A 24,095-nucleotide genomic window follows, 5' to 3' on the forward strand; every position below is an offset into this window, starting at 1 on the left:
TTTCACGGAGCATCCATGGCTATATCTTCTACAAGCAATCGAGACTCGGCCGCCTATCCGCTTCAGTCGCTCTTTGTCCCGTTTCCCTTCGTCTGCTTCACGCTCGCGCTTGCGACCGATATCGCTTTCTGGCAGACCGGCAATCTGATGTGGCAGAATTTCTCTGCATGGTTGCTGTTCGCTGGGCTTATGTTGGGCTCGCTTGCGATTCTGGCCGGATTGATGGATCTGATGCGTCGCCGCACGCGCCCTTTACGGCCGCCGTTCCTGTCCGCCCTCCTCTATCTAATCATACTGAGCCTCGCCTTTGCCAACAACCTTATCCATGCCGGCGATGGATGGACGGCCGTCGTCCCATACGGACTGATGCTTTCGGCCGTCACCTTTGTCTTGTGCCTGGTGGCCGCGGCAATTTCCGCCCGCAAATATGCCAGACTGGCCTGGAGGATATGATGAAGAAGTCCCAGATTCTCGGCGCTTCGGTTCTGTCGATATCTGTCGGCGTCGGTCTTGCGGCTTACGCCCAGAGCGGAGATTTTGACATCTCTCAGCAGATCGGACCGAACCCCGTGCTCCCAGATCCAGCCCCTTCCCTGCTGCCTGATCTGAAGGTAGCGGAGGTCGTTGGCTGGAAGGATGGTGAGACGCCGGCCGCACCGAACGGTTTGACGGTCACTGCTTATGCCAAGGACCTCGCCAATCCAAGGACAGTCCACACCTTGCCGAACGGCGACGTACTGGTAGTTCAGGCGCGTGGCCCGTCAGGCGAACCGGCCTCCCGGCCGAAGGATTTGATCAGAGGCTGGATCATGTCCATCGCTCATGGCGACGGCGGCGAGCAGAAGGAAAGCAACATCATCACACTGCTGCGTGACGCCAACCGCGACGGCAAGGTGGATGAGAGGCACGATCTGCTGAAGAAACTCGATTCGCCGTTCGGCGTCGCCTGGGTCGACAACACGCTCTATGTCGCCTCGACGTCCGCCATTCTCGCCTACCCCTATGAACTTGGGCAGAATGAAATCACCGCCCAACCGAAAACCATCACGCCCCTGCCCGGTGGTCCGATCAATCATCATTGGACCAAGGATCTGGCGCTCAGCCCCGATGGGCAGATGCTCTACGTTTCGGTCGGCTCGAATTCCAATGTCGTCGAGAATGGGCTTGAAGCAGAAAAGGGCCGTGCAGCGATCTGGCAGGTCGACCGGCGCACCGGCGCGGCGCGCGTCTTCGCCTCAGGTCTGCGCAATCCGAACGGCCTCGCCTTCAACCCTGAGACAGGTTCGCTCTGGACGGTCGTCAATGAGCGCGACGAACTCGGTCCGAACCTCGTTCCCGATTACATGACCTCGGTTAAGGAAGGCGGCTTCTACGGCTGGCCCTGGAGCTATTACGGCAACCATGTCGATGCGCGCGTGCATCCGCCGCGTCCGGACATGGTCGAAAGGGCGACGCCACCGGATTATGCCCTGTCGAGCCATGTCGCGGCCCTTGGATTGGCCTTCTCGATGAATTCAGCGCTGCCGGCCGCCTACGCCAATGGCGCCTTCATCGGAGAGCACGGCAGCTGGAACCGGGACAGCTTCAATGGCTACAAGGTGGTGTACGTACCATTCGAGGCCGGGAAGCCATCCGGCAAGGCGCAGGACGTCGTCACGGGCTTTATCCAGGACGACCAAGCGAAGGGACGGCCGGTCGGAGTCGGGATCGACGGGACGGGAGCTCTGCTCGTCGCAGATGACGCCGGCAACACCGTCTGGCGCGTTGCTTCGTCCGACGGCAAGATTACGCCGCAGCCCATCGGCACGGACCAGGTTTCGGCAAATCGGCAAGTCTCGACTGATGCGACGGCGGGCGGGACCGCCGATATGAATCCTGGCATCGGAACCGAAAGGACGGGTTCGACCCCTCAATCACAGATGCCGGCAGCCCCGGCAGATGAACGCCCGACCGACCAGAAACCCCTTCCCGGACAAGCGGATAAATCCCAGCCTGCGCAAATGCAGATCGCCCCTGCAGGTGGTCCATGAAGAGATTTTGTCGGGTTTAAATCACTTCTCGCCATGTTTTCGTGGTGACTGGCCGACATCAAGAAATTTCCTGAGGTCACCATCGCGCAGTGGCCATTTCCGCGCGCTTTTCTATCGGCGATCGTTAGCCGCCGCATGTTCAACATGGGGCGAAGGCGCATTTAAGTGAGGGGTTCACGGCAAATGAGATGCAAACTTAGATCGGCTTCCAACGCGGGACTTCAACGAAAATGGTTGCGATGCAAGCACCAAACATACCACGCCGAATAGTTGTCATCAGCGACTTCCAGGACGGCGATTGGCGCGACGCCCAATTCGAGACGATAGCCTGGTTTCGGCACCAATGGTTGTCGGGAAATCGCGGGCCTCTCCCAGAGATGACCGTCACCCCGAAACAGAACGTCGAGGTCGTGGGGGGCTACATCGAGCGGCTCCCTCTTGCAGCTCTCAAAGGAGGCCTTGCCGACCGCGCCGAAATTTGGACCCACAGCCGTGGTGCATCGCCAAAGATGCATCGGCCCGATGGCAGCCCGTTCTTGACGCGCCGGTCGTTTCAGATGAATGGGCCTGAAGCGCCATTCGCATCAAATGATATGCTGGGCCATATCGAGGCTTTCGGACCACCGTCGATCTTGTGCGTATGGGGCCTTGGCGTCAGCGAAGACATATTGCTGGCCTGCCCCGACAGTTTCAAAATTTACAATTCGATCGACGCACCGGCGTTGCGCGTGCCATCTGAGGTGAGCCGCCATTTCGACCTTATTCTCACCGGCGCCGCGTGGCAGTCGGAAGCAGTGCGCGATTTATATCCCGACAAGCCCATCGCCGTTATGCCGATTGGACCGGAGTTTGCTTCTGAGGTAACGTTCAGGCCTCTGGGTCTGGAAAAGATCTATGACGTGATCTACGTCGCTGCTGCTCAGGCTTACAAGCGGCATGACATTCTGTTCAACGCGCTGAGCCAACTGCCCCGTTCGCTGCGTGCATTGTGCGTCTGCGGCTATGGCGAGATGATGGAAGCGCTACGCCGGCACGCAGGAGCACTCGGCATCGACGTCGCTTTCATCGATCCGCCCGGTGTACCATTTGCCGAAGTGAACAGGCTTATGAACCAGGCCCGGATCGGCGTCGTTTGCGGCGTCGATGATGGCGCGCCGGCCATTTTGACGGAGTATATGCTGGCTGGAATACCCGTTCTTGCAAACAGTGAGCTGAGCTGCGGACTGCAATACATCACGCCGAAGACGGGGCGCGCTGCCTCGGCCGATGAATTTCACGCGGGTATCCGCGACATGCTTGGAGGGCTGCAAAGCTTCGATCCACGTCAGGTCGTCTTGGATAACTGGACATGGCCGCATAGCCTCCGGACGCTCAAGAGCCTTATCGAGATAACTTAGCCAAATTGATTGGAACATTCGCCGCAATCGCAGGTTCGGGGGCCATCGTGGTTGCGAGGTGTTTGATGAACCTGCTGAGTTCTGTGCCGTTGTCCGGCTGCGGTTTGCCGCAAGACGCTCCGCTCATTTGCTTCTCGCATCTTCGATGGGATTTTGTGCTCCAGAGGCCCCAGCATCTGATGCAGCGATTCTCGCGGGAGCGCCCAGTGTTCTTCTTTGAGGAATTCATCCCGACCGACCATCCTCTTGCCTATCTGGAGATCCATCCGTTCGAGGGGACAAGCGTCAAGGCGGTCCGTCCGCGCATTCCAAATGGGTGGAGCGAGGCCGAGCGTGAAGCCGCTCTTGGCAAACTGCTTGACGAACTCATCACGCTGTATGGCGGAAAGCGCCCGATCCTTTGGTTCTACACCCCGTTGATGTTTGCTTTCGCCCGGCATGTCGATGCGGTGGCGGTGGTCTACGACTGCATGGACGAATTGGCGAACTTCAAGTTCGCGCCCGCCAACCTCAAGGCCTCCGAACAGACGTTGATTGCCGCCGCCGACGTCGTCTTCACTGGCGGCATAAGCCTGTATGAAGCGAAACGTGACCAGCACGACAACATCCACCCATTTCCATCCGGCGTCGATAGCCATCACTTCCGCACGGCGCGGAACGCCTTGCCGGAACCCTGGGACCAAGTCGATATTCCTCATCCACGCCTTGGCTACTACGGCGTCATCGACGAGCGGCTCGATCTGGATCTGATCGAAAGCGCGGCTGCGGCGCGGCCCGGCTATTCCTTCATCTTCCTCGGGCCGATCGTGAAGATTTCACCGGATGATTTACCGCGAGCAGCCAACATCCACTATCTCGGTCAGAAAGCCTATGGCGATCTGCCGGCCTACCTTTCGGGTTGGGAGGCGACGCTTATGCCATTTGCGCTGAACGATGCCACCCGATTTATCAGTCCGACGAAAACTCCTGAATACCTCGCCGCGGGCCGGCCGATCGTCGGAACCAAGATTGTCGACGTGGTCCGCGGGTATGGCGATGTGCCAGGCGTCTTCCTGGCCAATGACCCACAAGCCTTTGCGGAGGCCTGCGATGCTGCTCTTCACATTTCCCGCAATGATCAGACATGGCTGCAAGCCGTCGATGAAATTTTAGCCCGATCATCCTGGGAGACAACCTTCCGTAGGATGTCGGCGCTTGTCGAAGAGGCCGCAGCGCAGAAAGTTCTGTCCCCTGGCCTGCCCCAAAGATTTTCCGTTCGCACCCAACGGCCCGCGCCGGGAAGCTATGACTATCTGATCGTCGGTGCAGGATTTGCCGGCTCGGTGCTGGCGGAACGCCTTGCTTCAGATGGTGGGAGGAAGGTGCTTGTTTGCGACAAGCGGCCTCATATCGGCGGAAACGCCTACGATCACTACGATGAAGCCGGGATCCTCGTCCATAAATATGGCCCGCACATTTTCCACACCAATAGCGAGGATGTGGTTGCCTATCTCTCGCGCTTCACGGCATGGCGTCCCTACGAGCATCGCGTGCTTGCACAGGTCGGCGCCCTGCGGCTTCCCATCCCCATCAACCGCACAACGCTGAACGCGCTCTATGGCCTCGACCTGACGGACGAATTCGCGGCCGCACGCTTCCTGGCCGACCGGGCGGAACCCTGCGACCCCGTGATAACATCACGAGACGTCGTCACATCTCAAATCGGCTCTGGGCTTTATCGCACTTTCTTCGAAGGCTACACGCGCAAGCAATGGGGCCTTGATGCCTCGAAGCTCGACAAGTCCGTCACCGCACGAGTGCCGACCCGCACCGATACCGACGATCGCTATTTCCTCGACCGCTTCCAGGCCATGCCGCGTGATGGATACACGCGCATGTTCGAACGCATGCTCGACCATGAAAACATAACGGTCATGGTCGGCACGGATTTCGCCGATCTGAAGCAGGATGGGCCGGCCAGCCACACGATCTTTACTGGGCCCATCGACGAGTATTTCGGCCATTGTTTGGGTCGGCTGCCATATCGCAGTCTGGAATTCCACCATGAAACGCACGACGTAAGACGGCTACTGCCGGTAGCCGTTATCAACTATCCATCCGAGGAGGTGCATTACACGCGCGTGACTGAATACAAGCATCTGACCGGCCAGGTTCACCCAAAGACGAGCATCAGCTATGAATATGCCCGTGCCGACGGCGATCCCTATTATCCGATCCCCTGCCCTGAGAACCAGGCACTTTATAGACGATACGAGCTTCTCGCCCGCGCGCTGACCAAAGTGACATTCGTCGGGCGGCTGGGAGCCTACAAATATTACAATATGGATCAAGTCGTCGGCCAAGCACTGGCGACCTACCGACGCCTGAAGCTCCGGGATGAGGCCGGCAAGGCGTTTGCCGGCGCGCGGCATGAGTAGGAGGCCGCACATCCTACTGGCGACCGACAGTGCAGAACCGTCCGGGATGGGCGAACACATGCTTGCTCTCGGGCGGGCTTTAAGCGAACGGTGGGATATCACAATAGCCCTGTTGACCGAGGACAGGACCGGTTTGTTGCCGCGGGCTGCGCGCCACGGAATTGGCATCAAGCTGAGCGAAGATGCGGGCGTATTCCAGGAGTGGTTGGCGCGATCCAGTATTGATCTTCTGCACGTTCATGCGGGAATCGGATGGGAGGGACACGGCCTAGCCGCCGCCGCGGAGGCACTGGCAATCCCGATCATCCGCACCGACCATTTGCCATATCTGCTCACCGATCCTGATCAGATCGAGCTCTACCGGCGCGAGACCGGGAGGCTGTCGCATCACATCGTCGTTTCCGAAGCCTCGCGTGAAAGCTTTTGCGAGGCAAACGTCGCGCCGTCGCGTTTGACAGTCGTGCGCAACGGCATCTTTCCACTTTCGCCTGCGCGAGCAGCGGCTGAACTAAGGCGGGTGCTCGACCTGGTGGATAAAACCGTGCTGCTGACGGTCGCCCGCTTCACCGAGCAGAAGGATCACGCGTCGCTTGTCCGCGCCTTGCCGAACATACTTGGAACTCACCCCAAAGCGGTGTTGCTTTTTGTCGGATCGGGTCCAGAAGAAGATCGTGTCCAAACCCTGGCGGAAGATTTAAAAGCCTTTGGTCACGTTCGCTTTCTGGGGCACCGGGCGGATGTTGCGGAGATCATGGCGATCGCCGATCTCTTCGTGCTTCCCTCGCGCTTCGAAGGCCTTCCACTCGCGGTTCTCGAGGCGATGTCGCTTGCCGTCCCCGTGGTCGCGACGAGGATCGGCGGAACCGTCGAGGCACTGGGCGGTGATCATCCCTATTTCGCGGAGCCCGGCAACCCAGCGTCGATCACCGCTGTCGTCAATCAGGCATTGAGCGATCCCCATCTAAAGGCCACCGGCAGAGTCGGCCACGCGCGTTTCGAGCGCAACTTTTCCGCCCGCCGAATGGCTGATGAGACCGGCGCCGTCTACGAGCGGTTCCTCACCCCACATGCGGATCAAAAACAAAAGGATACCGAGATGCGAAAAACGCGGCTGGGCTTCATCGGCGTGGGCGGCATCGCCCATCGGCACCTGGATATCCTAACCGGCTTCGACGATGTCGAACTCGTCGCCTTTGCCGACCTGGACCTTCCCCGTGCGGATGCGGCGGCAATGCGCTTCGGCGCCCGCTCTTTCAGCCATCACCGTGAAATGCTCGACACGCAACGGCTCGACGCGGTCTACATCTGCATTCCGCCTTTCGCCCATGGCGAGCCGGAACAGGACCTCATTGACCGCAACATTCCATTCTTTGTCGAAAAGCCAGTCACGCTCGATCTGGCGCTGGCGGAAGAGATCGCAGCCGGCGTGTCGAAGGCCAGCTTGATTACTGGCGTTGGCTATCACTGGCGTTATCTCGATATCGTCGATGAAGCCCGAAGCCTGCTGGCGGATAACCCAGCGCAACTGCTGTCGGGATACTGGCTGGATTCCACGCCTCCCCCGCAGTGGTGGTGGAAGAAGGATCAATCCGGCGGCCAGATGGTTGAGCAGGCGACGCATCTCCTTGATCTCGCGCGCTTCCTCGTGGGCGAGGTCACCGACGTATACGGCCGGGCGGGATACAAGGAAAGGGTGGAGTTTCCCGGCCTCGATGTGCCGACGGTCACGACAGCTAGCCTGACCTTCGAAACGGGCGTGGTCGCCAATATCGCCGCGAGCTGCCTTCTCGGCTGGAGCCACCGCGTCGGCTTGCACATCTTCGCCGACCGACTGGCGATCGAATTGACCGATCGCGACATCATGGTGGATGTTGGAAGAGGACGCCCAGTGCGAAGCGCCGATGGCGATCCGGTATGGCGCGAAGACCGCGATTTCATCGACGCCGTCCGGGGTGGTGAAAACCGCATTCGCTGCCCGTATGGTGATGCTCTAGCCACCCACCGGCTTGCGGTGGCCGTCGTATCTTCGGCACGCAGCGGGGAGCCGATACACCTCGACGCCCCGGCTCTAAAGCGGAGCGAGCTATCGCCCTTGCTGGCGCAACCACGTGCCGAGATGTCTCAAGAACCGCGGCCTGGGCACCGCAAAATCCGCTCGCTCGGCATCGAGGCGCCGGGCCGAGCCTATTTCTTGGAATACGAGGAAGGCCCGCCCGCCGATGGACATGTGCGGCTCGACACACTCTATACCGGTCTTTCCGCCGGGACGGAGCTGACGTTCTTGAAGAACACCAACCCCTATTTCCGCGCGCGCTTTGATGGCGAACGCGGCGTCTTCATCGAAAACGAGCCGGACCTTAACTATCCAGTGCCTTTCCTCGGGTACATGGAGGTCGCACGCGTTTCGCAAACGCGCGCGCGCGGCTTTGCCGATGGCGAGTTGCTCGCGGCAAGCTACGCGCACAAGACTGGGCACACTGCCGACCCCTCACACGATCTTCTTGTCATGCTGCCGCCGGACCTCGATCCGCTGCTCGGCGTCTTTGTCGCGCAGATGGGACCGATCGCTGCCAACGGCATCCTCCATGCCGACGCGGAAGCATTTGGCGCAACCGTGCCCGCACTCGGCGCGGGCGTTTGCGGGCGAACGGTAATCGTCCTCGGCGCGGGTACCGTGGGTTTGATGACGGCGCTTTTTGCCCGTTCGCTCGGCGCATCGGACATCGTGATCACAGATCCCTCCGAATTTCGCCGCGGCAAGGCGGAGGCGATGGGATTGATGGCGATGGCCGAGGATCAAGCGTGGCAGCATGCCAAGGCGCGCTGGCACGACGGCACCATGGGACGCGGCGCGGATGTAGCGTTCCAGACGCGCGCTCATGCGGGTAGCCTGCACACGGCGCTCAAGGCCTTGCGCCCACAGGGCACCGTGATCGATCTTGCCTTTTACCAGAACGGGGCCAGCTCATTGCGGCTGGGGGAAGAATTCCATCACAACGGCCTGAACATCCGCTGCGCGCAAATCAACCGCGTCCCCCGCGGGCTCGCCCCACGGTGGGACCGTCGAAGGCTTGCAGGCGTAACGCTCGACCTCTTGAAGACGGAAGGTGCGGCGATCCGCGAGCACATGATCACTCACATCGTGCCCATCGACGAAGCGCCTGCTTTCCTCGTCGATCTGATCGAGAACCGGCCGGAATTCCTCCAGGTTATATTCAAGGTCGGCGAATGACGGTTGAACCATCGCCTCTGCGGATCCTTTTCGTTTTCGCCTGGCTGGTCGTCGGGGGCGAGGAGACGGAAGTCCGGCTGCTTGCCAAGAATCTCGACCGCCGTCGCTATCGCCTCGACGTCGTGGCCTGCTTCCGGAAACCCGGCATGCCAGAGCAAACACACCGGCAGCTTCGAGGGCTGGGGATCGATGTCGATACGACGCCCTACGAATTGTCCTTCGAGGATACGGTAAAATATCTCGCCGGTAAAATCTCGGGTTACGACATTGTCGTTTCCTGTCAGAACGTAGCGGACATCTATCCGGCATTGGAGCGACTGCATCTTCGCCCGCCCCTCATTGAACATGGCGGGCTGGTCTCAGAGGCCTTGGCCGGCCCCAAACATCTGACGGCGCGTTATGTGGGCGTGTGCCGCACGATCCGTGATGCGGCCGCGTCACGAATGCCCGGGCGCGACCGTCATGCCCTGGAAATCCCCTCGATGATCGATCTCTCGGCCTTCGATCCGGCACATCGCGAGCGGGCACGAGCGGGTCTCGGGATCGCGACAGATGAGGTCCTCATCGGTTGGGTCGGCCGGCTTGATCCCAAAAAGAACGTCGAGGATTTTATCGAGGCCGCCGCGCTGGTTCATGCCACCACGAAAAGTGCACGGTTCGTTATTGTCGGAGGGCCGGATGCCTTCCAGCCGGAATATGCCGTGCAGCTCAAAGCCCTGACCACCCGGCACGGGCTCGATGGTACGCTTCAGTTTCTAGGCGACCGGAGTGATATCCCGCCCCTGCTTGCCGCATTCGATATATTCGTTTGGCTGTCATCCGGCGAAGGCATGCCGCATGTTATCGCCGAGGCCGGGGCAGCCTCCCTCCCGGTGATTGCGACGCCTGACAACGGTGCCATGCAGCAGATCGATGACGGGCTGTCCGGTGTCTTCGTGCCCCATCGCAGTCCAGGCATAGTCGCGAACAATATCATCGCGCTTATCGAGTCTCCCGCGCGCCGTCACGCACTCGGCACCGCCCTGCGACGGAAGGTCGAGATGGACTACTCCGTCGAGGCAGTGCTGCCGCGGTGGGAGCGACTTCTGGCGGATGTCCATCGAGAGCGAAAGGCAGCGCGTCCTACAGGTCTGTTCCAATCATTCCTGCAAGGCGGTTTCGAATGTTCGAGCCATCGGCTCCGGCCAAGAAACGGTCAGACGCAGGGCAATCGACTCGACTTGATTGCCGCGACTGGTCATGATCGCCATGCCGAGACGGACTATCGCCAACTTCAAGGCTTCGGACTCACCACTGTTCGCGATGGCTTCCGATGGCACCTGATTGAAAAAAATGGCCGATACGACTGGTCGAGCATCCGTCCGATGCTCCAGGCGGCCAAGCTAACGAAGACCCAAGTTGTCTGGGATCTCCTGCATTATGGCTGGCCCGACGATCTCGACATCTGGTCGCCGCGCTTCGTCGATCGCTTCGCGCGGTTCGCACGTGCTTGCGCCGAGTTGGTCCGCGAGGAGAGCGACGGCATTCCGTTTTATTGCCCTGTCAACGAGATCTCGTTTTTCTCATGGGGCGGTGGTGACGTCGGCTATTTGAACCCATTTGCCAATGGGCGTGGATTCGAACTCAAGGTGCAGATGGCACGCGCCGCCATCGCGGCGATGGATGCCATCATCTCCGTGGATGCCCGGGCCCGCTTCGTCCACTGCGAGCCGGTGATCAATGTCGTCGCGGACCCGTCGCGTCCCCACGATGCGCATACCGCCGAAGGACATCGCCAATCGCAGTTCCAGGCCTGGGACTTGATTGGCGGAAGGATGTGGCCACAGATCGGAGGCGGCGAACGCTATCTTGATATCCTCGGTGTGAATTATTATTCCAATAACCAGTGGATTCACGGCGGTCGACCGATCGACGTTGGTCATCCGCTTTATAAGCCCCTCAGCCGAATTCTGGTCGAAACGTTCGCGCGCTACGGCAAGCCGATGCTTATTGCCGAAACCGGCATCGAGGATGACCGTCGCGCATCCTGGTTTGACTATGTTGCCGACCAAGCTCTGGACGCGATCCGCTCGGGCGTGCCGTTGGAAGGTTTGTGCCTTTATCCGATCGTCAATCATCCTGGCTGGGATGACAATCGGCCTTGCGCGAACGGCCTCCTCTCCGCCGATGTCGCCCCGGGAGGACGGGCGCCATTTGCTCCCTTGGTTGCTGCGATACGCAAACGAGCAAATGAGTTCGCAAGCTTTGCGCAGCATCCTATTGGCGGCGCGAAAGCTAGTGACACCTGAACGCGTCTAGCGGCCGGCATGCAAGATCGAAGCGCGCCAGGCCGCCATCATTTCTGTGAACACGACACTCCTCGATCGCGGCTCAAAGAAAAGTTGCCGGGAACCCTTACCGCTTCGGGATGTTTGCCTCTCGCAACCATCAAGGAGATCATGACGATGACCGACGACACGCGCCGCCCGACGCCGCCCTATCCTGCGCAACAACAGGAGCCACCGGGCCAGACAGCGGCCATGCGGCCTGTGCCAGACCATGGTGAGAAATCCTACAGGGGAAACGGAAAGCTCGAAGGCAAAACTGCTCTTATTACGGGTGCGGATTCGGGCATTGGCAAAGCCGTGGCGATCGCCTTTGCTCGGGAGGGCGCCGATGTGGTCATCTCGTATTTAAGCGAGGACGAGGACGCCAATGATACCGCGAAATGGGTGAAGCACGCAGGCCGCAAAGCTGTTGTAATCCCCGGCGACATCAAGTCCGAGGATCACTGCAAGATGCTCGTGCAGCGGACCGTCGATGAGTTGGGCGGTATCGACATCTTGGTGAACAATGCCGCCTTTCAGCGCACCTATGCCGACATCGCCGATATCGATGCCGAAGAGTGGGACGAGACCTTTCGCACAAACATCTATGCACCGTTCTTTCTCGCGAAGGCGGCAATCCCACACATGGCGCGCGGCAGTGCCATCATCAACACCACGTCCATCCAGTCGCGCCAGCCGTCACCCCAGCTGCTAGCTTACGCCTCAACGAAAGGGGCTATTTCCAACTTCACGGCGGGACTTGCCGAGATGCTCGGTGAACGAGGCATTCGCGTCAACGCGGTCGCGCCCGGCCCCATCTGGACGCCGCTCATTCCGTCGACGATGCCGGCCAAAAAAGCTGCGAAATTTGGAGAAAATACCCTTATCGGGCGGGCTGGACAGCCCGCGGAACTTGCCGGCGCCTACGTACTTCTCGCTTCGGATCTCGGCAGCTACATGACCGGAGCCGTCATCCCGGTGACCGGCGGGGAAATCATGATCTGATCACGGCGGCAGAGATAGGAAAAGGCCGCCAGCGATGACGGCCTTTTTGCATCATCGTCGAGCTGCCTAGGCCGCCCTCTTGCCCTTGGCGTTTGCAGAGGCCTGTGCGAGCTGGGTCAACTTCTTGTCGGTCGCTACTTCCTCGGCAAGGTTTGCCTGAAGCAGCGGAACGGCATCCTTGAGGCCGAGCTGGTTTGCCCAAGCGATGAGGGTGCCATAACGGGCGATCTCGTAGTGTTCGACGGCCTGAGCCGAAGAGATGAGACCGGCATCAAGAGCCGGCGACCCCTTGAACTCTTCCATGATCTCTTCACCCTCGGCGATGATGCCCTGGATTGCTTCACAGGTCTTGCCACGTGCCGGCTTGCCGAGAAGCTCGAATACCTGATCCAGGCGTTCGATCTGCGCCTGAGTTTCGTCGCGGTGCTGCAGGAAACCTGCCTTGCCTTCCTCGGACTGGGCGGCGCGGGCCATTTTCGGCAGCGCCTTCAGGATCTGCTTTTCCGCGAAATAGATGTCCTTGAGTGTATCAAGGAAAAGGTCATCAAGGGTTTTGGTGGTGTTGGTCGCCATGTTTAAACCTCCTGTGGCATGGGCTTGCGCGGGGGTAAACGCCGCGTGGTTATGATCGTTCCTCTCCGAGATGCATCGGCGCTCCGTTGCCGGAGCGCCGTCTCTTTCCGGCCAAGGAAGAGAGGCCGATCAGCGATACTGCTAGACAGTCCGACTCCAAGAGACGCCGGGCCGATCCGCTGATAGTTAACCACGCGGGAAGATCGTTGTTCCCACAGACCTTGGCTTTCTCGCCAGCTTCGCGACGAAAGGAACTTGGTTGTCACGGAGACAATATTTTCATCAAGCCACCGTGCCGTCGCCTTCTCTTCAGCAAGGTTCGCCTCAAGGGCGCCAGTTGCTGCGCCGTGGCCGCCGGCTTCGGCGACAGTCAACAGCGACTTGTAAGCCGCCACTTCGAAATTCTCGCAGCGAAGTTCGCGAAAGAGGTCTTCAGGATTTCGCCGACGGCTATTGTATGGCCCATCGAGCCGCACCTCATATCGACACCGGCCCCACCTTTTGAGCATGCGCGGGCTGTCTATCATCGGCGCGTCTTTAGCCTTCGTGCCGGTATCCTTCGTGTCGGTCTCGATCGGAGCGCCTACCAGGTCGACCCACCCGCTCGTCCTCGCGCCAGACAGGATGTGGCTACAAAGCTGCGCTCAGTCGTGCGCTCGCGGTTCGTCATCATTCGTGCCATCGCATTTCTTCCTAGTCGGGTCGGGTCACCGGAGGATAGCTCTACTCCGCCGGCATGCGTCAAAGGGCCTTTGCACTAGCGAATCTTCTCAGTGCCACTGGGTGTCGTCACCATGGTCGGACCACCGCCGTTGCCTTGAGGCGTAGGATCGCGATCGGTAGCTTCGGGCGGCCGGCTACCGCCGCCAGCCGGGTTGTTGTCGAACGTTCCGGCGCCGTGAGGCTGGGCGTTGATTGGATCGGGGGCCGTCGATGCCGTGGATTTCGTGTCGGTGTCGATGCTTTCTCCCCAGATCTCGGCCGCCCCCCAGGCAGCCATCGCCAGCACGAGACCACTGACGAGTACCGTAAGCACAGGCTTGCCGTATCGCCCCTGTCTCGCGTCTGTCGCGCTCTCGGTCACCTGCTCGGGCTGGCGCTGCGACTGGTGGTTCGAATTCGTCATCATAAAACTCCCTAGGGTGAACCGCACCAAACCGCGGCCCGATGCGGAAGTTCCAAAACTTTTCGCCGAAGGGCAGCGCTGATCGCGGCTCGGCAAACATCTCCGGAACATTTGCCGTGCGCTGAGGTTGAGACGGCAATTCCTGTAATGGAGTCATCGATGAGAATCGTTCTCGCCTCTCTTCTGGTCTACTTGACTGGATTTTCCGCCACGGCAGCAGACGACGCTGCCAAGCAGCACGCAACCGACTTCGCGGCGAAGGCCGCCATGTCCAACATGTTCGAGATCGAGGCCGCGAAGATCGAGATCGCGAGCGGAAAGGCTGATGACGCCAAACAGTTCGCGCATGACATGATCAGGGATCACGGCAAGGCCGGGCCTGTTCTGAATGATGCCGCGAAACACGACGGCATCGAACTGCCCGCCGATCTCAACGCAGAGTACACTGCGAAACTGGATGCCCTCCGGCAAAGCGACGCCGCCAATCTCGATCAGGCCTATCTTTCCACTCAAGTGACCGCCCACGAAGAAGCCGTGAGCCTCTTCGACAGCTATTCAAAGCAGGGGCCGGACGGGCAACTCAAGCGGACGGCTGCAAAGATCCTGCCGGACCTTCGAATGCATTTGACGCGGATCCGCGGCCTCACCTCGAAATGACGGCGGGAGCGATCTGGCCGCCGGTTGTTCAGTCCCGTCCTGCCATTGTCAGAACAACGCCACTGCCGCGACCATTGCGAAGGCTGAAGCCACGCCCGGCCCGCTTTGGAGGGGCCGGGAACGCTGCGACATAGCGCGTGGTTAGCAACGACGCGGGCTTCCTTTGGACACGCCCATGTGCGCGGCGTGCGTTGTGCTATCCTCGTTAAGTAGACCTCAGCCGGAACTTTCGCACTCTTGCATTTGATCCGCAGGTTTTATCCGAGCACCATCGCCTGTGACCGCCGCGAGACTGGTCCAGGAAAAGCCAGCCGCAATTTCGACCTTGGCACGCGCGCACAGGACGGCGTTCGTCTCGCGACGTCAGCAACCCGGCAGCCAACAGGGCGATACGATTGCTGATCGCATCCAAGTCCTTGGCGTCCGAGCGACGCCATTCTATGGTGCCTCCAACCTGGCCCAATGTTTGTTGCGACAGGCCACGTCTGGCCATGTCGGCGACAAGCTTGAGATCATTCGAACTAATTTGGCTTTCATCAAACTCGGACAGGAACAGTCGGCATAGGGCCTCACGCAGGGCCTTTGCTTGGCCGAGTTCTTTTTCGGCGTCCGACCCGGATCTGTTAGCCGTGACCAGCAAGGCGTCGCGTTCCTTGTCGTCGATCACATCGAGACGATGGGCCCACGCCACGAGGTCGTCGTAGCTATTCAGGAAATCCGGCCCCCAACGTCCACCGCGACTATCGACCGTGTTGACGAAGTCGAGTGCCGGATGACCGCCAAGAAGGCTGATGTCATCGATCGTCTTTTGCGTGTCCATGACGTGAATATCGTTCCGCGGAACGATTTGAACAAGAGCGGGTTGTAACGAGATAAATTAATTTTACTCGTTACAATGATCGGAGCCCCTCATGCTCGCCGACGTCAACAAAAATCACCTGCGTTTTCTCATGCTGTGCATAATCTGGGGGAGCACCTGGATCGGAACGAAGGCGGGCATCGAGGCCGTTCCGCCGCTCCTGTTCGCCGGCACCCGTTTCACCGCGGCCGGCATTTTGCTTCTTCTCTATACGCTGGCCAAAGGCGAGGCTGCTAGCTTCAAGGTGCAAGACGGCTTTCGCTTCGCCGTCGTCAGCATCCTGATGATCACGCTCTGCTACGGCCCTCTGTTCTGGGGCATGCAATATATCGATTCCGGGACTGCCGCCGTTCTGGAAATGGCGCTTACCCCCATCGCGCTCCTGGTGTTTGCTCTCGTCCTCAACGAAGAGAAGTTGGATGGCCGTCGCATCCTGGCGATCGTTCTGGGGGTCTGTGGACTGGTCGTCCTGTTCTGGCCGGCCTCCGCCCATGTAAGTCCACCGGCTGCCGAAGCCTTCCCAGGCGCGAGCCTATGGGGAGGATTGGCGGTTGCATCAGCGGCCTTCACCTATGGCTACGGCTCGGTGCTGGCCCGTCCACTTCTGCGAACCTATCCGGCCTTGTTCGTTTCAGGTGTGACGACCTTGGTCGGAGGCGTCATGCTGCTGATTGCAGCGCTGGCTTTCGAACCGGGGGCAGTTTCCGCCCTCTCCGGCGACTGGGGCACGGTGGCCTGGCTCGGCTGGTTCTTCCTTGTGATCTTCGGCTCGCTGATCGGCTACACGACCTTCATGCGCCTTTTGCGGGATATCGGCGCATCTCGCGCAGGCAGCTACGCCTTCGTGTCACCGGTGATCGCCGTCGCCCTTGGCGCCGCAGTCTTCGCCGAGCAGATCACCGCAATGGATGTGATTGGCATCGTCGTGATGCTGAGTGGCGCCTATCTTGCCATGTCAGGAGTGCCGGCGACCGACGCAACCGTTCTCGAAAGTGAACCCGATCGGAAACGGCCCCGCGAAGATACCGACAACGTCCCCAAATGCCAACTCCGCGCGTTCACCAAACAAAATCAGCAATGCCGTGGGCGACTACGGTGAGGCTGGAAAAATTGCTCCGGGCGGAGTCGGGAACAAAGCCGTCCACTCAAGGTTCGTGGGTGCGGCAATCGCCGCTGGTTCAGTCATGGGAGGCTTCAGTGTCAAACGAATTCACAGAAATGGATGGCAGGCCACGGCCGTCATCCGAGACATCACTACAATCTAAAGATGCAATGTCGTCACCGCAACCTTCCGCGTCACTCGCGGGATTGAAGGAAAAGTTGGCTGATGACGTGACCGCCGCCAAGAACACCATAAAAGAAGGCGCCGATACCGCGGTCGAGAAGGTCAAAGAGGTGGTTTCCGATCAAACGACCTTCGCCGCCCGCCAGGTTGGCGGCGTGGCAAAGGCGCTTGAGAAAGTTGGCGCTGAACTTGAAGCATCCGATCAACCGGAGGTCGGACGCTATGCCAAGCAGATCGGACGAAGCTTCCAAGGCTTCGCGACCCAGATGCAGGGCAAAGACATCGGCGAAATCGCGGCCATGGCTGAGGAATTCGGCCGCAAGCAGCCGCTAGCGTTTCTTGGCATTGCAGCACTTGCGGGATTGAGCGCAAGCAGATTTTTGACGGCTTCCGCCAAGCGAGCGCCATCACAAGCAAAGAGGCGGACATCCCCGGCGACGCCCACGGGATCATCTACGACGGGAGGCTACACCAATGGCTAAATCTCCCGAGACTGCTCCCCTTTCAGAACTGATTGGCGGTCTCGTCGCCGATGTCACGGGACTGTTGCGCAAGGAAATCGATCTCGCGAAGACCGAGGTGTCCGAAAAGTTCTCGCAAGCGCTCAACGGCGTAGAAGTGGTCATGTTCGGCCTTGTCCTGGCGGTGGGGGCCGTGGGCGTCCTGCTGAGCGCCCTGGTTGCCGGGGTTGCGGCCTTCCTGGTCACTCAGGGTTTGACCGAAACAAGCGCCGGTGCGCTCGCCTCCCTTATCGTCGGCGTGTTCATCGCCCTCATCGCGTGGGCGATGGTCTCTCGAGGCCTCACCGCACTTCGTCGAAGCAACATGAAACTGGATCGAACCGCGACCTCGCTTCGCCGCGACGTCGACGTTGTGAAGGAAAAGATCTGATGGAAACTTCAACCGAAAAAACATCCGCCGATCTTCAGCGAGAGATCGATCGGGATCGCCAGCGCATTGGAGATCGCATCGACGCCATTCAAGAACGGATGTCGCCAGGCCAGTTAGTCGATGAGGTCCTTGCCTACGCAAAGGGCAGCGGCGGGGGAGAGTATGTTAGCAACCTCGGCCAAGCGCTGAAGGCAAATCCACTGCCCGTCGCATTGATGGGTGTGAGCCTTGCGTGGCTCATGGCCAAGGGGACCCCCGCAAGCCCGGCTGCCAGCCATCAGCCCGAACCTGAGTATCCGCTATATCCGGCGAGCGGCACGGTCCGTCGTCTTGGCCCACCCGAGACCCAGAACGGATCCCGCTACAGTCACTTCGCAGACAGCTCTGGCAAGAGGCTTAAGGCACTGACCGATGAAAGCGGACACCGTGCGGGTCACTTCGTCGATGAAGCAGGTAAGACTTATCGCGGGTTCGCGGATGCCACCGGCAGACACGTCGATCAGATCACCGACGAGACGGGTGCGATGTTCGACGCGGCGACTGGCTGGGCGGCGGAGAGATGGGAGCAGGCAAAAAGCGCCGCAAGCGGGATGAGTGCGCGTGCGTCCGCGGCCGCGAGCTCGCTGTCTACCCAATCGTCTTCAGCGGCGACAAGTCTCCAAGAGCAAACCAGCAAGCTCAACGAGATAATCCTCACGCAGTTCCGCGATCAGCCGCTGGTTGGGGGCGCTCTGGCTTTCGCCGTCGGAGCCGCTATCGGCGCAGCGTTGCCGCACACCGACACTGAAGACGAGGTGTTCGGCGAGGCTTCCGACGCGACCACAGACAAGCTCAGCGCTCAAGCCCTCGACGTTGTCGACCAAGGCAAAGAGGTGGCGACGGAGGTCTACGAAGAGGCCGCTTCGATCGCCTCAGATGCCCACGATGCCGTTAAGGAGCGTGTCGTAACCAAGGTCGATGCACTGAAGCCAGGTCCGCAGGGCGGTCAAGCGAATTAACAGTGGATCAGCGAGGGCACGAATCCGCTGCAGTCACAACTCGTCGGCGCATGTGTGCCGACGCCATGCCATTTGGTGGCAAGCGGCCTCTAATCTCGAAGGAAGGAACGTGGCATGTCTGCGACGAAAATCCCCCTCACCGACTTCATGATCTGGCTCTTCACGACCTAGCCCGCCACGCAATGGCCGGATGGCTGTCGTAGGCGGAGTCGAAATGGATTGCGCCCGCGAGATGCGCCGCGATCCTGTCCTGGAAGTCGAAGATGTCCTCAGTCGCGCCATCATAGCGCTCGGGCCAAAGCTGGGTCCGTATCTCGGCATCGACCAGTCGCACGCAGATACGCAGCCGATCCCTTCCCCGGCGAACCGTCCCTTCGACCACGCGTAAGTCGTCGAGATGTTCGCGTGCCGATCCGTATATGCAGATACCTGACGAGGCGGCCAGGCGCACCGCGATGTTGACGCCATCGCCTAGCGAATGGTCGCCACAACCACGTCACCAAGATTAACGCCGATGCGAGATTTCAAGCGCCGATCGATCGGGAGGTCTTGCGAGAGGCTGACAACGCCGCGCTGGACTCCAATCGCGCACCGGACCGCCTGGACAGCGCTCGGAACTCCGCGACAAGGCCGTCACTCGTGCTGCCCGAAGATACGGCCACCGTGCTCGCGCACCAACTCGGCAATCCGACCGTGGCACAAATTGAGTGCACGGACCGTGCCCTCCTCGTCCAGCGCCCTGAGGCGGCTGAAGCCGGCGACATCGGTGGGAAGGATGGCTGCAAGCTCCCGATCCACAGCGGTCACGCCTTCGTAGCCGTACCGTCTCTGAGCCGGAGGGTCGACAGGCGAAGATGCGAAATTGGAAGCCGGCCGGGTTGACGGGTGATCCTTATCCACCAGATGACGACGTGAACGTTCCGAGGCATTCTCATTTCCCGGATTTCTGTTATTGTCCACGAGTCAGTGGAGTAGGCGTGATGGTTGCAGCAAGTTTGGTACCGGGTGCGTTTTACTGGGCGAAATCCTCGAAGTACTTCGATGGACGAACGACGGTCGTTCAGGTCTCTACGGTCTTCGGCAAGGATCCGGACTACTGGACGTTGGCGCTGCTGGGAACAGATCAGCACGCCATGCCGACGGAATTCGAGATCATCGCTCCCGCGGAGTTCCCAGGAGAGTACCCTATCCGTCAAGCCGCCGAGTGAACCGTTCATCTGGCTTTACAAAGGCCGACGGCTATCACCCTTTTTGCATATTCATACCGACAATTGGGCTTTCGTATATCGAACACGACGACCAACCCGTTCGGAGTCCAGTCGATGGAGAATCTTGCTGCCATAACCGTTGGAACTTGCGAGAATTCGACGACGGCTGAAGTCCACGCTCGGCTAACCATCGGCGAGGACGGACGACCTGCTCTTCCAGAAGACAGTCCGTCGTGTCGTTCCCGTCGAGCCGGCCGCCTCCCGATCATGCCCGCGATGGGTTCGCCCGGCTTTAGCGCACGCTCGGAACCTGTTTTCGCATCTCCAGGCCCGCCGCTCCCGCGGTACGACGTCGATGCTGAACCTGTATATGATCGACGGCGGAGCATCTGTTGTCTACGACCGTCAGCCGGTCGCCGAATACCCCAGGCGCGTGGACCCACGAGCGGCCGTACTTGTCTAGGCTCGGGATAGTTGACCCGTCGAGGCTGGAGGATGGTATCTGACGAAGGAGAAGCCGTTCTTGGAGACGCCGGACGCGCTACATCGTCGTGAGGGGCCGCCTTTGGAGGAAGGCGGATCCGAACCTGCCTTAAGCGGAGCGGAAGCGCCTGGCGAGCGCGACGCTTATGCGCAGTGGTACCGACGTCAGACAGGTGATGATTGACCAGACCCCGCGCCCTGCCGTCGTCAAACTTCTCTTCATAAGCCTGCGGACTGGTGGTTGCCGCCCATTGCGCGAGACCCCGCGATTGGAATATTGGCGCTCCGCTCTAACTTGATATCGACGCCAAGGAGGACAACTGCATGGCCACTATCACTTACCACGTCGGCGAGCATGACGGCGGCTACGGCTACCGTTTGGGGGACGTCTGGTCGGAGACCTATCCGGATCACGATAGCGCGCTCGCCGCCGCCAAATCTGCGGCCCAGCGTCAGCATATTGAAGGCCGCGATGCCGAAATCTCCTATCAACTCGCCGATGGTCGGTGGCAGACGGAACATGCCGATGGCGGCGACCGTCCGGATACGGAAGTCGTCGACGACGAATAGGGAACGGTGATCGGCGAAGCTTCGCAGTGACCGCGATTGTGCGGGCGATTATGTCCTGGCGCGCGGCTTGAACCTGCAAGTCGTCGCCGAAGGCTCGGAGGCCCGACAGCTCCGTCGAGAGGCTTTCCAATGGGATGGCCAAAGATTCTATCCGCTAGGGTATTAGGCTCATCCGACTTCAGCGAGCGGGTCTCGGAAGCCTAGCCTCCTCTCTTGGATGACGCACTGCTCGATCTCGGAGCAGGTCTCGCGCCTTCCAAACCGGGGTCGAATTGAACGGATGCGCTCGAAGAGTGTGCGCGCTTCGACCATTTGGTGCGCCTCGCGGTGACGCGCATCGAAAGACGAAGCTTCTCCAGTTCAGCGCTCTCGCGAGGCGATCCAAATTCAAATCGAGCGGGTGGCCCACGAGCGCAAGTGTTGTGCGGTCTCTAAGAGCGAAGAATACCCACTTCGATCGCCGCTTCCAGAAAGGCACGTGCTGCCGCGGCATGCTCCGCTTCTCCGCTGAGCGACTTCATGCAGGCACGTTTCGCAATGGCGAAAGATTTGCCGCCCTTTTCGGGCCAACAGGTCATGAGGGTCGCGAGGGCCTCGCGGCTGTTTTTGACGCTCTTGAAGTGATCCCCGCCCCCGACCGCGATCTCGATAGGCGTTTGCCAGATTTCCGTCGGCATCGATACCTCCTGCTCATGACTCTGACAGGTAAATGCCCCGGCGCGAACGGCGTTCCAGAGCTAGGACCTTGGTCTGATGGGTTCAACTGGGCATTTTGCGCGGTAACCGGTGTTATTCGAAGGCGCCGCCCCAAACTGTGATCGCCTTTCCAGGGACGAGCAGTGGGAGTTTTACCGCATACTGCATCTCGGGCACCATTTCTCACCGCCGGTCCGACCTTGGTCCTAGCTCAGGATCCGCCTACTGAGTGGGAGAACGGCTCAGCATCCGGTCCCTGCTGCAAGCGCTGCTTCGATCGTGGCGATCGTGGACGCGGAAGGGGCCGAGCTTCATTTTCCCCTTCTGTTCGGCCCCTCCACGGACCTTCGCGTTGCCTCACATGACATATGAGCAGCGTGTCCTGACGTCGCCAGCCGGACTTAAGTCCGGCTTTCCCTCGGCACGATCCGCATTAAATTCTCCTGATCCTTGCTGAAAGGACGTCAGGGAGGTTCTAGCAATGTTGCCAAGTCCAGTCAGAACCTCCCTGATGACGTCTCAAAGTTGTCGAACGTTGTAGGGTTTCCGATCGCAGCATATGGAGAACGCTTAGTGGTGTGCAGCTCGCACATCGATGGAAAATGTTTTGCCTAGACCGGCCCCCCCGATCGAGTTTGATATCGGACGGTGTCTACGATTTCGCCGGAAGGTGCTCGGGTGCGATGACCACTCGCTTGGTCTGATGATGCCAAGGACTGGGCGTATGGCGGAGGGGTGACGCCAATAAGAACAGGAGTTTATTTTGGCAGCGCCCAGGATGAGCATCGCAGGCTCGCCCATCGTCGGCAGCGAGCGGCGTGAGGTTGCCCCCGTGGCACCCGCACGGTTGGTTGAGTGACTCCACAATCACCCATCGGCGTGGCCCGGTAAATCGCAAGTTAGGTTGCAGGTGGAGAGAACCGCTTACGCTCGAGCGGAACTTGCTGGGCTGTCAAAAAAGCCCCCAGGTAGTCCGGGGCTAGTGAGCGTGCATGGAAGGGGTCGCGTCATCGGCCGCGCATGACATCGAGTGGACCGCGTGGCAACTCCGCTCGGGGAGCAGATCGAATGGGGCGCGAGAGTGCGGATCCCGCGAGTGAGATGCCCGAGCAATTGGAGCGCGCGACGTGGTGCGTCCAAGTGCCGGCAGCATGAGCGCGTCCGTTGTCGTAGCCAATTTTCAAATCCCCTGGCTCGTACGCGTTCGTACCAATCGCTTCATACGAAAATCCGCATTCGGTCTTAAAATCATTCTTAATTAGGTAGTGCTTCACTACCCGAAACGTCGGGGAAGCATTCATGCCTGCAATAAATCGAATTCTGATAGCCGCACTGATATTGTTGACGACAGCCGCGTTCGCGGCCGCCGACGACTGGCGGGTCGTCAAAGCCACGAATCAAGCGAAATATTCCGTCGACCGAACGAACTGGCTGGACCTGAGCCCAGGAGACGTGGTCCCTAACCGGGCATGGGTTTCGACAGGTCCGCGCGGACGGATGCAGCTTGCCAGAGGCGTGGAGAGCATCACTTTCCAACCAAATACGCTGGCCTCCATCACCACCAACGGATTTCTTTCCAGGAAGACCGAGATCGTCCAGCAGGTCGGTTCGCTGGACCTTGAGATCGAAAAGCGAAGCCAGCCCCATACGACGGTGCAGACGCCCTATCTGGCGGCCGTCGTGAAAGGAACGATCTTCCACGTGACGGTAGATCGTACGAAGGCATCCGTCTCCGTCGATCGCGGCCTAGTCCAGGTCACGTCCTTCGCAAGCGGCCAGCAATCCAATGTAGGGCCGCGCCAGAGCGCAGCGGTCGATAGCAAGGCTGGCATGACGGTAAGGGGCCAGCTATCCAAGCCCGAGATCATATCTGTTGCACCGTCGGCCGCCAAGGTCCCTGCCGTCGGCACCACGAATATCGCGGGTGCAGTCGAGGCGTCCGAGGCTAAGAACAAGTCTCCGACTGCTGGCAAGGATAAGAATTCCAGTGCCAGCAGCGATGGCAATAGTGCGAACGGCAAGGGCACTGACAGCAGCAGTAACGGAAACGGCAACAGCGGGAGCAATGGCAACAGCGGCGGCAATGGTAACGGCAATTCCGGTGGAAACGGGAACGGAAACAGTGGCAAGAGCGATAATAACAGCGGGGGCAACGGCAACAGCAATTCCGGCGGCAATGGCAACGGAAATAGCGGCAAGGGCAACAACAATAGCGGGGGCAACGGCAATTCCGGTGGCAATGGCAACGGGAACAGCGGCAAGGGCAACAACAATAGCGGGGGCAATGGTAACGGTAATTCCGGCGGAAACGGCAAAGGCAAGGACAAGTGAGTCGAAGCACCACAGCGGGCGGAGACTATGT

21 protein-coding genes and 1 pseudogene are annotated in these 24,095 nt (G+C 59.9%); 16 read left to right on the forward strand and 6 right to left on the reverse strand.

All coding sequences use genetic code 11. From position 1 onward, the window contains the following. Nucleotides 1-15 precede the first annotated feature (15 nt). The 7 genes from ACM5SV_RS12555 to ACM5SV_RS12585 all read left to right on the forward strand — a co-directional run bounded on the left by ACM5SV_RS12555 (nucleotide 16) and on the right by ACM5SV_RS12585 (nucleotide 12,387). Entirely contained in the window at nucleotides 16-453 is a 438-nt protein-coding gene (locus ACM5SV_RS12555) for a DUF2231 domain-containing protein (RefSeq protein WP_003554719.1), read from the forward strand. Continuing rightward, nucleotides 453-2,030, forward strand: a complete 1,578-nt coding sequence (locus ACM5SV_RS12560) for a PQQ-dependent sugar dehydrogenase (protein ID WP_222005583.1) — start codon at nucleotides 453-455, stop codon at nucleotides 2,028-2,030. Before ACM5SV_RS12555 ends, ACM5SV_RS12560 begins: the two co-directional genes overlap by 1 nt. 230 nt (nucleotides 2,031-2,260) lie before the next feature. Next, complete coding sequence (locus ACM5SV_RS12565; protein WP_222052210.1) at nucleotides 2,261-3,427, forward strand: glycosyltransferase; 1,167 nt, start codon at nucleotides 2,261-2,263, stop codon at nucleotides 3,425-3,427. Nucleotides 3,428-3,492: 65 nt separating this feature from the next. Next, nucleotides 3,493-5,844: a UDP-galactopyranose mutase gene (gene glf, locus ACM5SV_RS12570; protein ID WP_222052211.1), complete on the forward strand. Its 2,352-nt coding sequence runs from the start codon at nucleotides 3,493-3,495 to the stop codon at nucleotides 5,842-5,844. Further along, the gene (locus ACM5SV_RS12575) at nucleotides 5,837-9,076 is read left to right on the forward strand and encodes a glycosyltransferase (protein WP_026157747.1); all 3,240 of its coding nucleotides are present in this window, start codon (nucleotides 5,837-5,839) and stop codon (nucleotides 9,074-9,076) included. Before glf ends, ACM5SV_RS12575 begins: the two co-directional genes overlap by 8 nt. Beyond that, complete coding sequence (locus tag ACM5SV_RS12580; RefSeq protein ID WP_017997538.1) at nucleotides 9,073-11,364, forward strand: glycosyltransferase family 4 protein; 2,292 nt, start codon at nucleotides 9,073-9,075, stop codon at nucleotides 11,362-11,364. The genes ACM5SV_RS12575 and ACM5SV_RS12580 overlap by 4 nt, the downstream gene beginning before the upstream one ends. Before the next feature lie 156 nt (nucleotides 11,365-11,520). Further along, nucleotides 11,521-12,387 (forward strand): SDR family oxidoreductase, encoded by an 867-nt coding sequence (locus ACM5SV_RS12585; protein WP_026157748.1) that lies wholly within the window; start codon nucleotides 11,521-11,523, stop codon nucleotides 12,385-12,387. Between the two features lie 66 nt (nucleotides 12,388-12,453). On the opposite strand, the gene ACM5SV_RS12590 is transcribed toward ACM5SV_RS12585, so the two are convergent. From ACM5SV_RS12590 to ACM5SV_RS12600, 3 genes and pseudogenes are all read right to left on the reverse strand, one after another. Next, nucleotides 12,454-12,960 (reverse strand): ferritin-like domain-containing protein, encoded by a 507-nt coding sequence (locus ACM5SV_RS12590; protein WP_003554734.1) that lies wholly within the window; start codon nucleotides 12,958-12,960, stop codon nucleotides 12,454-12,456. A 217-nt stretch (nucleotides 12,961-13,177) separates the two neighbouring features. Then, a pseudogene (locus ACM5SV_RS12595) lies at nucleotides 13,178-13,429 on the reverse strand (DUF892 family protein); the annotation flags it as partial. Between the two features lie 288 nt (nucleotides 13,430-13,717). After that, the gene (locus tag ACM5SV_RS12600; RefSeq protein ID WP_003554736.1) at nucleotides 13,718-14,086 is read right to left on the reverse strand and encodes a hypothetical protein; all 369 of its coding nucleotides are present in this window, start codon (nucleotides 14,084-14,086) and stop codon (nucleotides 13,718-13,720) included. Nucleotides 14,087-14,245: 159 nt separating this feature from the next. Here ACM5SV_RS12600 and ACM5SV_RS12605 point away from each other — a divergent pair, with 159 nt between their 5' ends. Then, the gene (locus ACM5SV_RS12605) at nucleotides 14,246-14,743 is read left to right on the forward strand and encodes a DUF4142 domain-containing protein (protein ID WP_003554738.1); all 498 of its coding nucleotides are present in this window, start codon (nucleotides 14,246-14,248) and stop codon (nucleotides 14,741-14,743) included. Nucleotides 14,744-14,948: 205 nt separating this feature from the next. On the opposite strand, the gene ACM5SV_RS12610 is transcribed toward ACM5SV_RS12605, so the two are convergent. Next, nucleotides 14,949-15,563 (reverse strand): CGNR zinc finger domain-containing protein, encoded by a 615-nt coding sequence (locus ACM5SV_RS12610; RefSeq protein ID WP_017997541.1) that lies wholly within the window; start codon nucleotides 15,561-15,563, stop codon nucleotides 14,949-14,951. 91 nt (nucleotides 15,564-15,654) lie between these two features. On the opposite strand from ACM5SV_RS12610, the gene ACM5SV_RS12615 reads away from it, so the two are divergent. The 5 genes from ACM5SV_RS12615 to ACM5SV_RS12635 all read left to right on the forward strand — a co-directional run bounded on the left by ACM5SV_RS12615 (nucleotide 15,655) and on the right by ACM5SV_RS12635 (nucleotide 19,164). Beyond that, nucleotides 15,655-16,701 (forward strand): DMT family transporter, encoded by a 1,047-nt coding sequence (locus ACM5SV_RS12615; protein WP_017997542.1) that lies wholly within the window; start codon nucleotides 15,655-15,657, stop codon nucleotides 16,699-16,701. Nucleotides 16,702-16,799: 98 nt separating this feature from the next. Then, complete coding sequence (locus ACM5SV_RS12620) at nucleotides 16,800-17,369, forward strand: hypothetical protein (RefSeq protein ID WP_003554744.1); 570 nt, start codon at nucleotides 16,800-16,802, stop codon at nucleotides 17,367-17,369. Then, nucleotides 17,362-17,778: a phage holin family protein gene (locus ACM5SV_RS12625; RefSeq protein ID WP_003554747.1), complete on the forward strand. Its 417-nt coding sequence runs from the start codon at nucleotides 17,362-17,364 to the stop codon at nucleotides 17,776-17,778. The genes ACM5SV_RS12620 and ACM5SV_RS12625 overlap by 8 nt, the downstream gene beginning before the upstream one ends. Next, entirely contained in the window at nucleotides 17,778-18,776 is a 999-nt protein-coding gene (locus ACM5SV_RS12630; RefSeq protein WP_012760348.1) for a DUF3618 domain-containing protein, read from the forward strand. The genes ACM5SV_RS12625 and ACM5SV_RS12630 overlap by 1 nt, the downstream gene beginning before the upstream one ends. A gap of 214 nt (nucleotides 18,777-18,990) precedes the next feature. Then, a complete protein-coding gene (locus ACM5SV_RS12635) occupies nucleotides 18,991-19,164 on the forward strand; it encodes a hypothetical protein (RefSeq protein WP_017997545.1) in 174 nt (57 codons plus the stop codon). 245 nt (nucleotides 19,165-19,409) lie between these two features. On the opposite strand, the gene ACM5SV_RS12640 is transcribed toward ACM5SV_RS12635, so the two are convergent. Next, nucleotides 19,410-19,583 (reverse strand): hypothetical protein, encoded by a 174-nt coding sequence (locus tag ACM5SV_RS12640; protein WP_245274082.1) that lies wholly within the window; start codon nucleotides 19,581-19,583, stop codon nucleotides 19,410-19,412. A gap of 173 nt (nucleotides 19,584-19,756) precedes the next feature. On the opposite strand from ACM5SV_RS12640, the gene ACM5SV_RS12645 reads away from it, so the two are divergent. Together ACM5SV_RS12645 and ACM5SV_RS12650 are read left to right on the forward strand one after the other, a co-directional pair. After that, nucleotides 19,757-19,984: a hypothetical protein gene (locus ACM5SV_RS12645; protein ID WP_003554751.1), complete on the forward strand. Its 228-nt coding sequence runs from the start codon at nucleotides 19,757-19,759 to the stop codon at nucleotides 19,982-19,984. 807 nt (nucleotides 19,985-20,791) lie between these two features. Next, complete coding sequence (locus ACM5SV_RS12650; protein ID WP_003554754.1) at nucleotides 20,792-21,037, forward strand: DUF2188 domain-containing protein; 246 nt, start codon at nucleotides 20,792-20,794, stop codon at nucleotides 21,035-21,037. A gap of 431 nt (nucleotides 21,038-21,468) precedes the next feature. Here ACM5SV_RS12650 and ACM5SV_RS12655 read toward each other — a convergent pair whose 3' ends face one another. After that, the gene (locus tag ACM5SV_RS12655; RefSeq protein ID WP_003554756.1) at nucleotides 21,469-21,714 is read right to left on the reverse strand and encodes a DUF982 domain-containing protein; all 246 of its coding nucleotides are present in this window, start codon (nucleotides 21,712-21,714) and stop codon (nucleotides 21,469-21,471) included. 1,318 nt (nucleotides 21,715-23,032) lie between these two features. Between ACM5SV_RS12655 and ACM5SV_RS12660 the strand changes: the two genes are divergently transcribed. Then, nucleotides 23,033-24,064, forward strand: a complete 1,032-nt coding sequence (locus tag ACM5SV_RS12660; RefSeq protein ID WP_128439395.1) for a FecR domain-containing protein — start codon at nucleotides 23,033-23,035, stop codon at nucleotides 24,062-24,064. Nucleotides 24,065-24,095: the final 31 nt, after the last annotated feature.

Origin of the sequence: Rhizobium sp. CRRU65 (genome assembly GCF_048551595.1) — a bacterium.
Classification (GTDB): Bacteria; Pseudomonadota; Alphaproteobacteria; order Rhizobiales; family Rhizobiaceae; genus Rhizobium; species Rhizobium leguminosarum_J.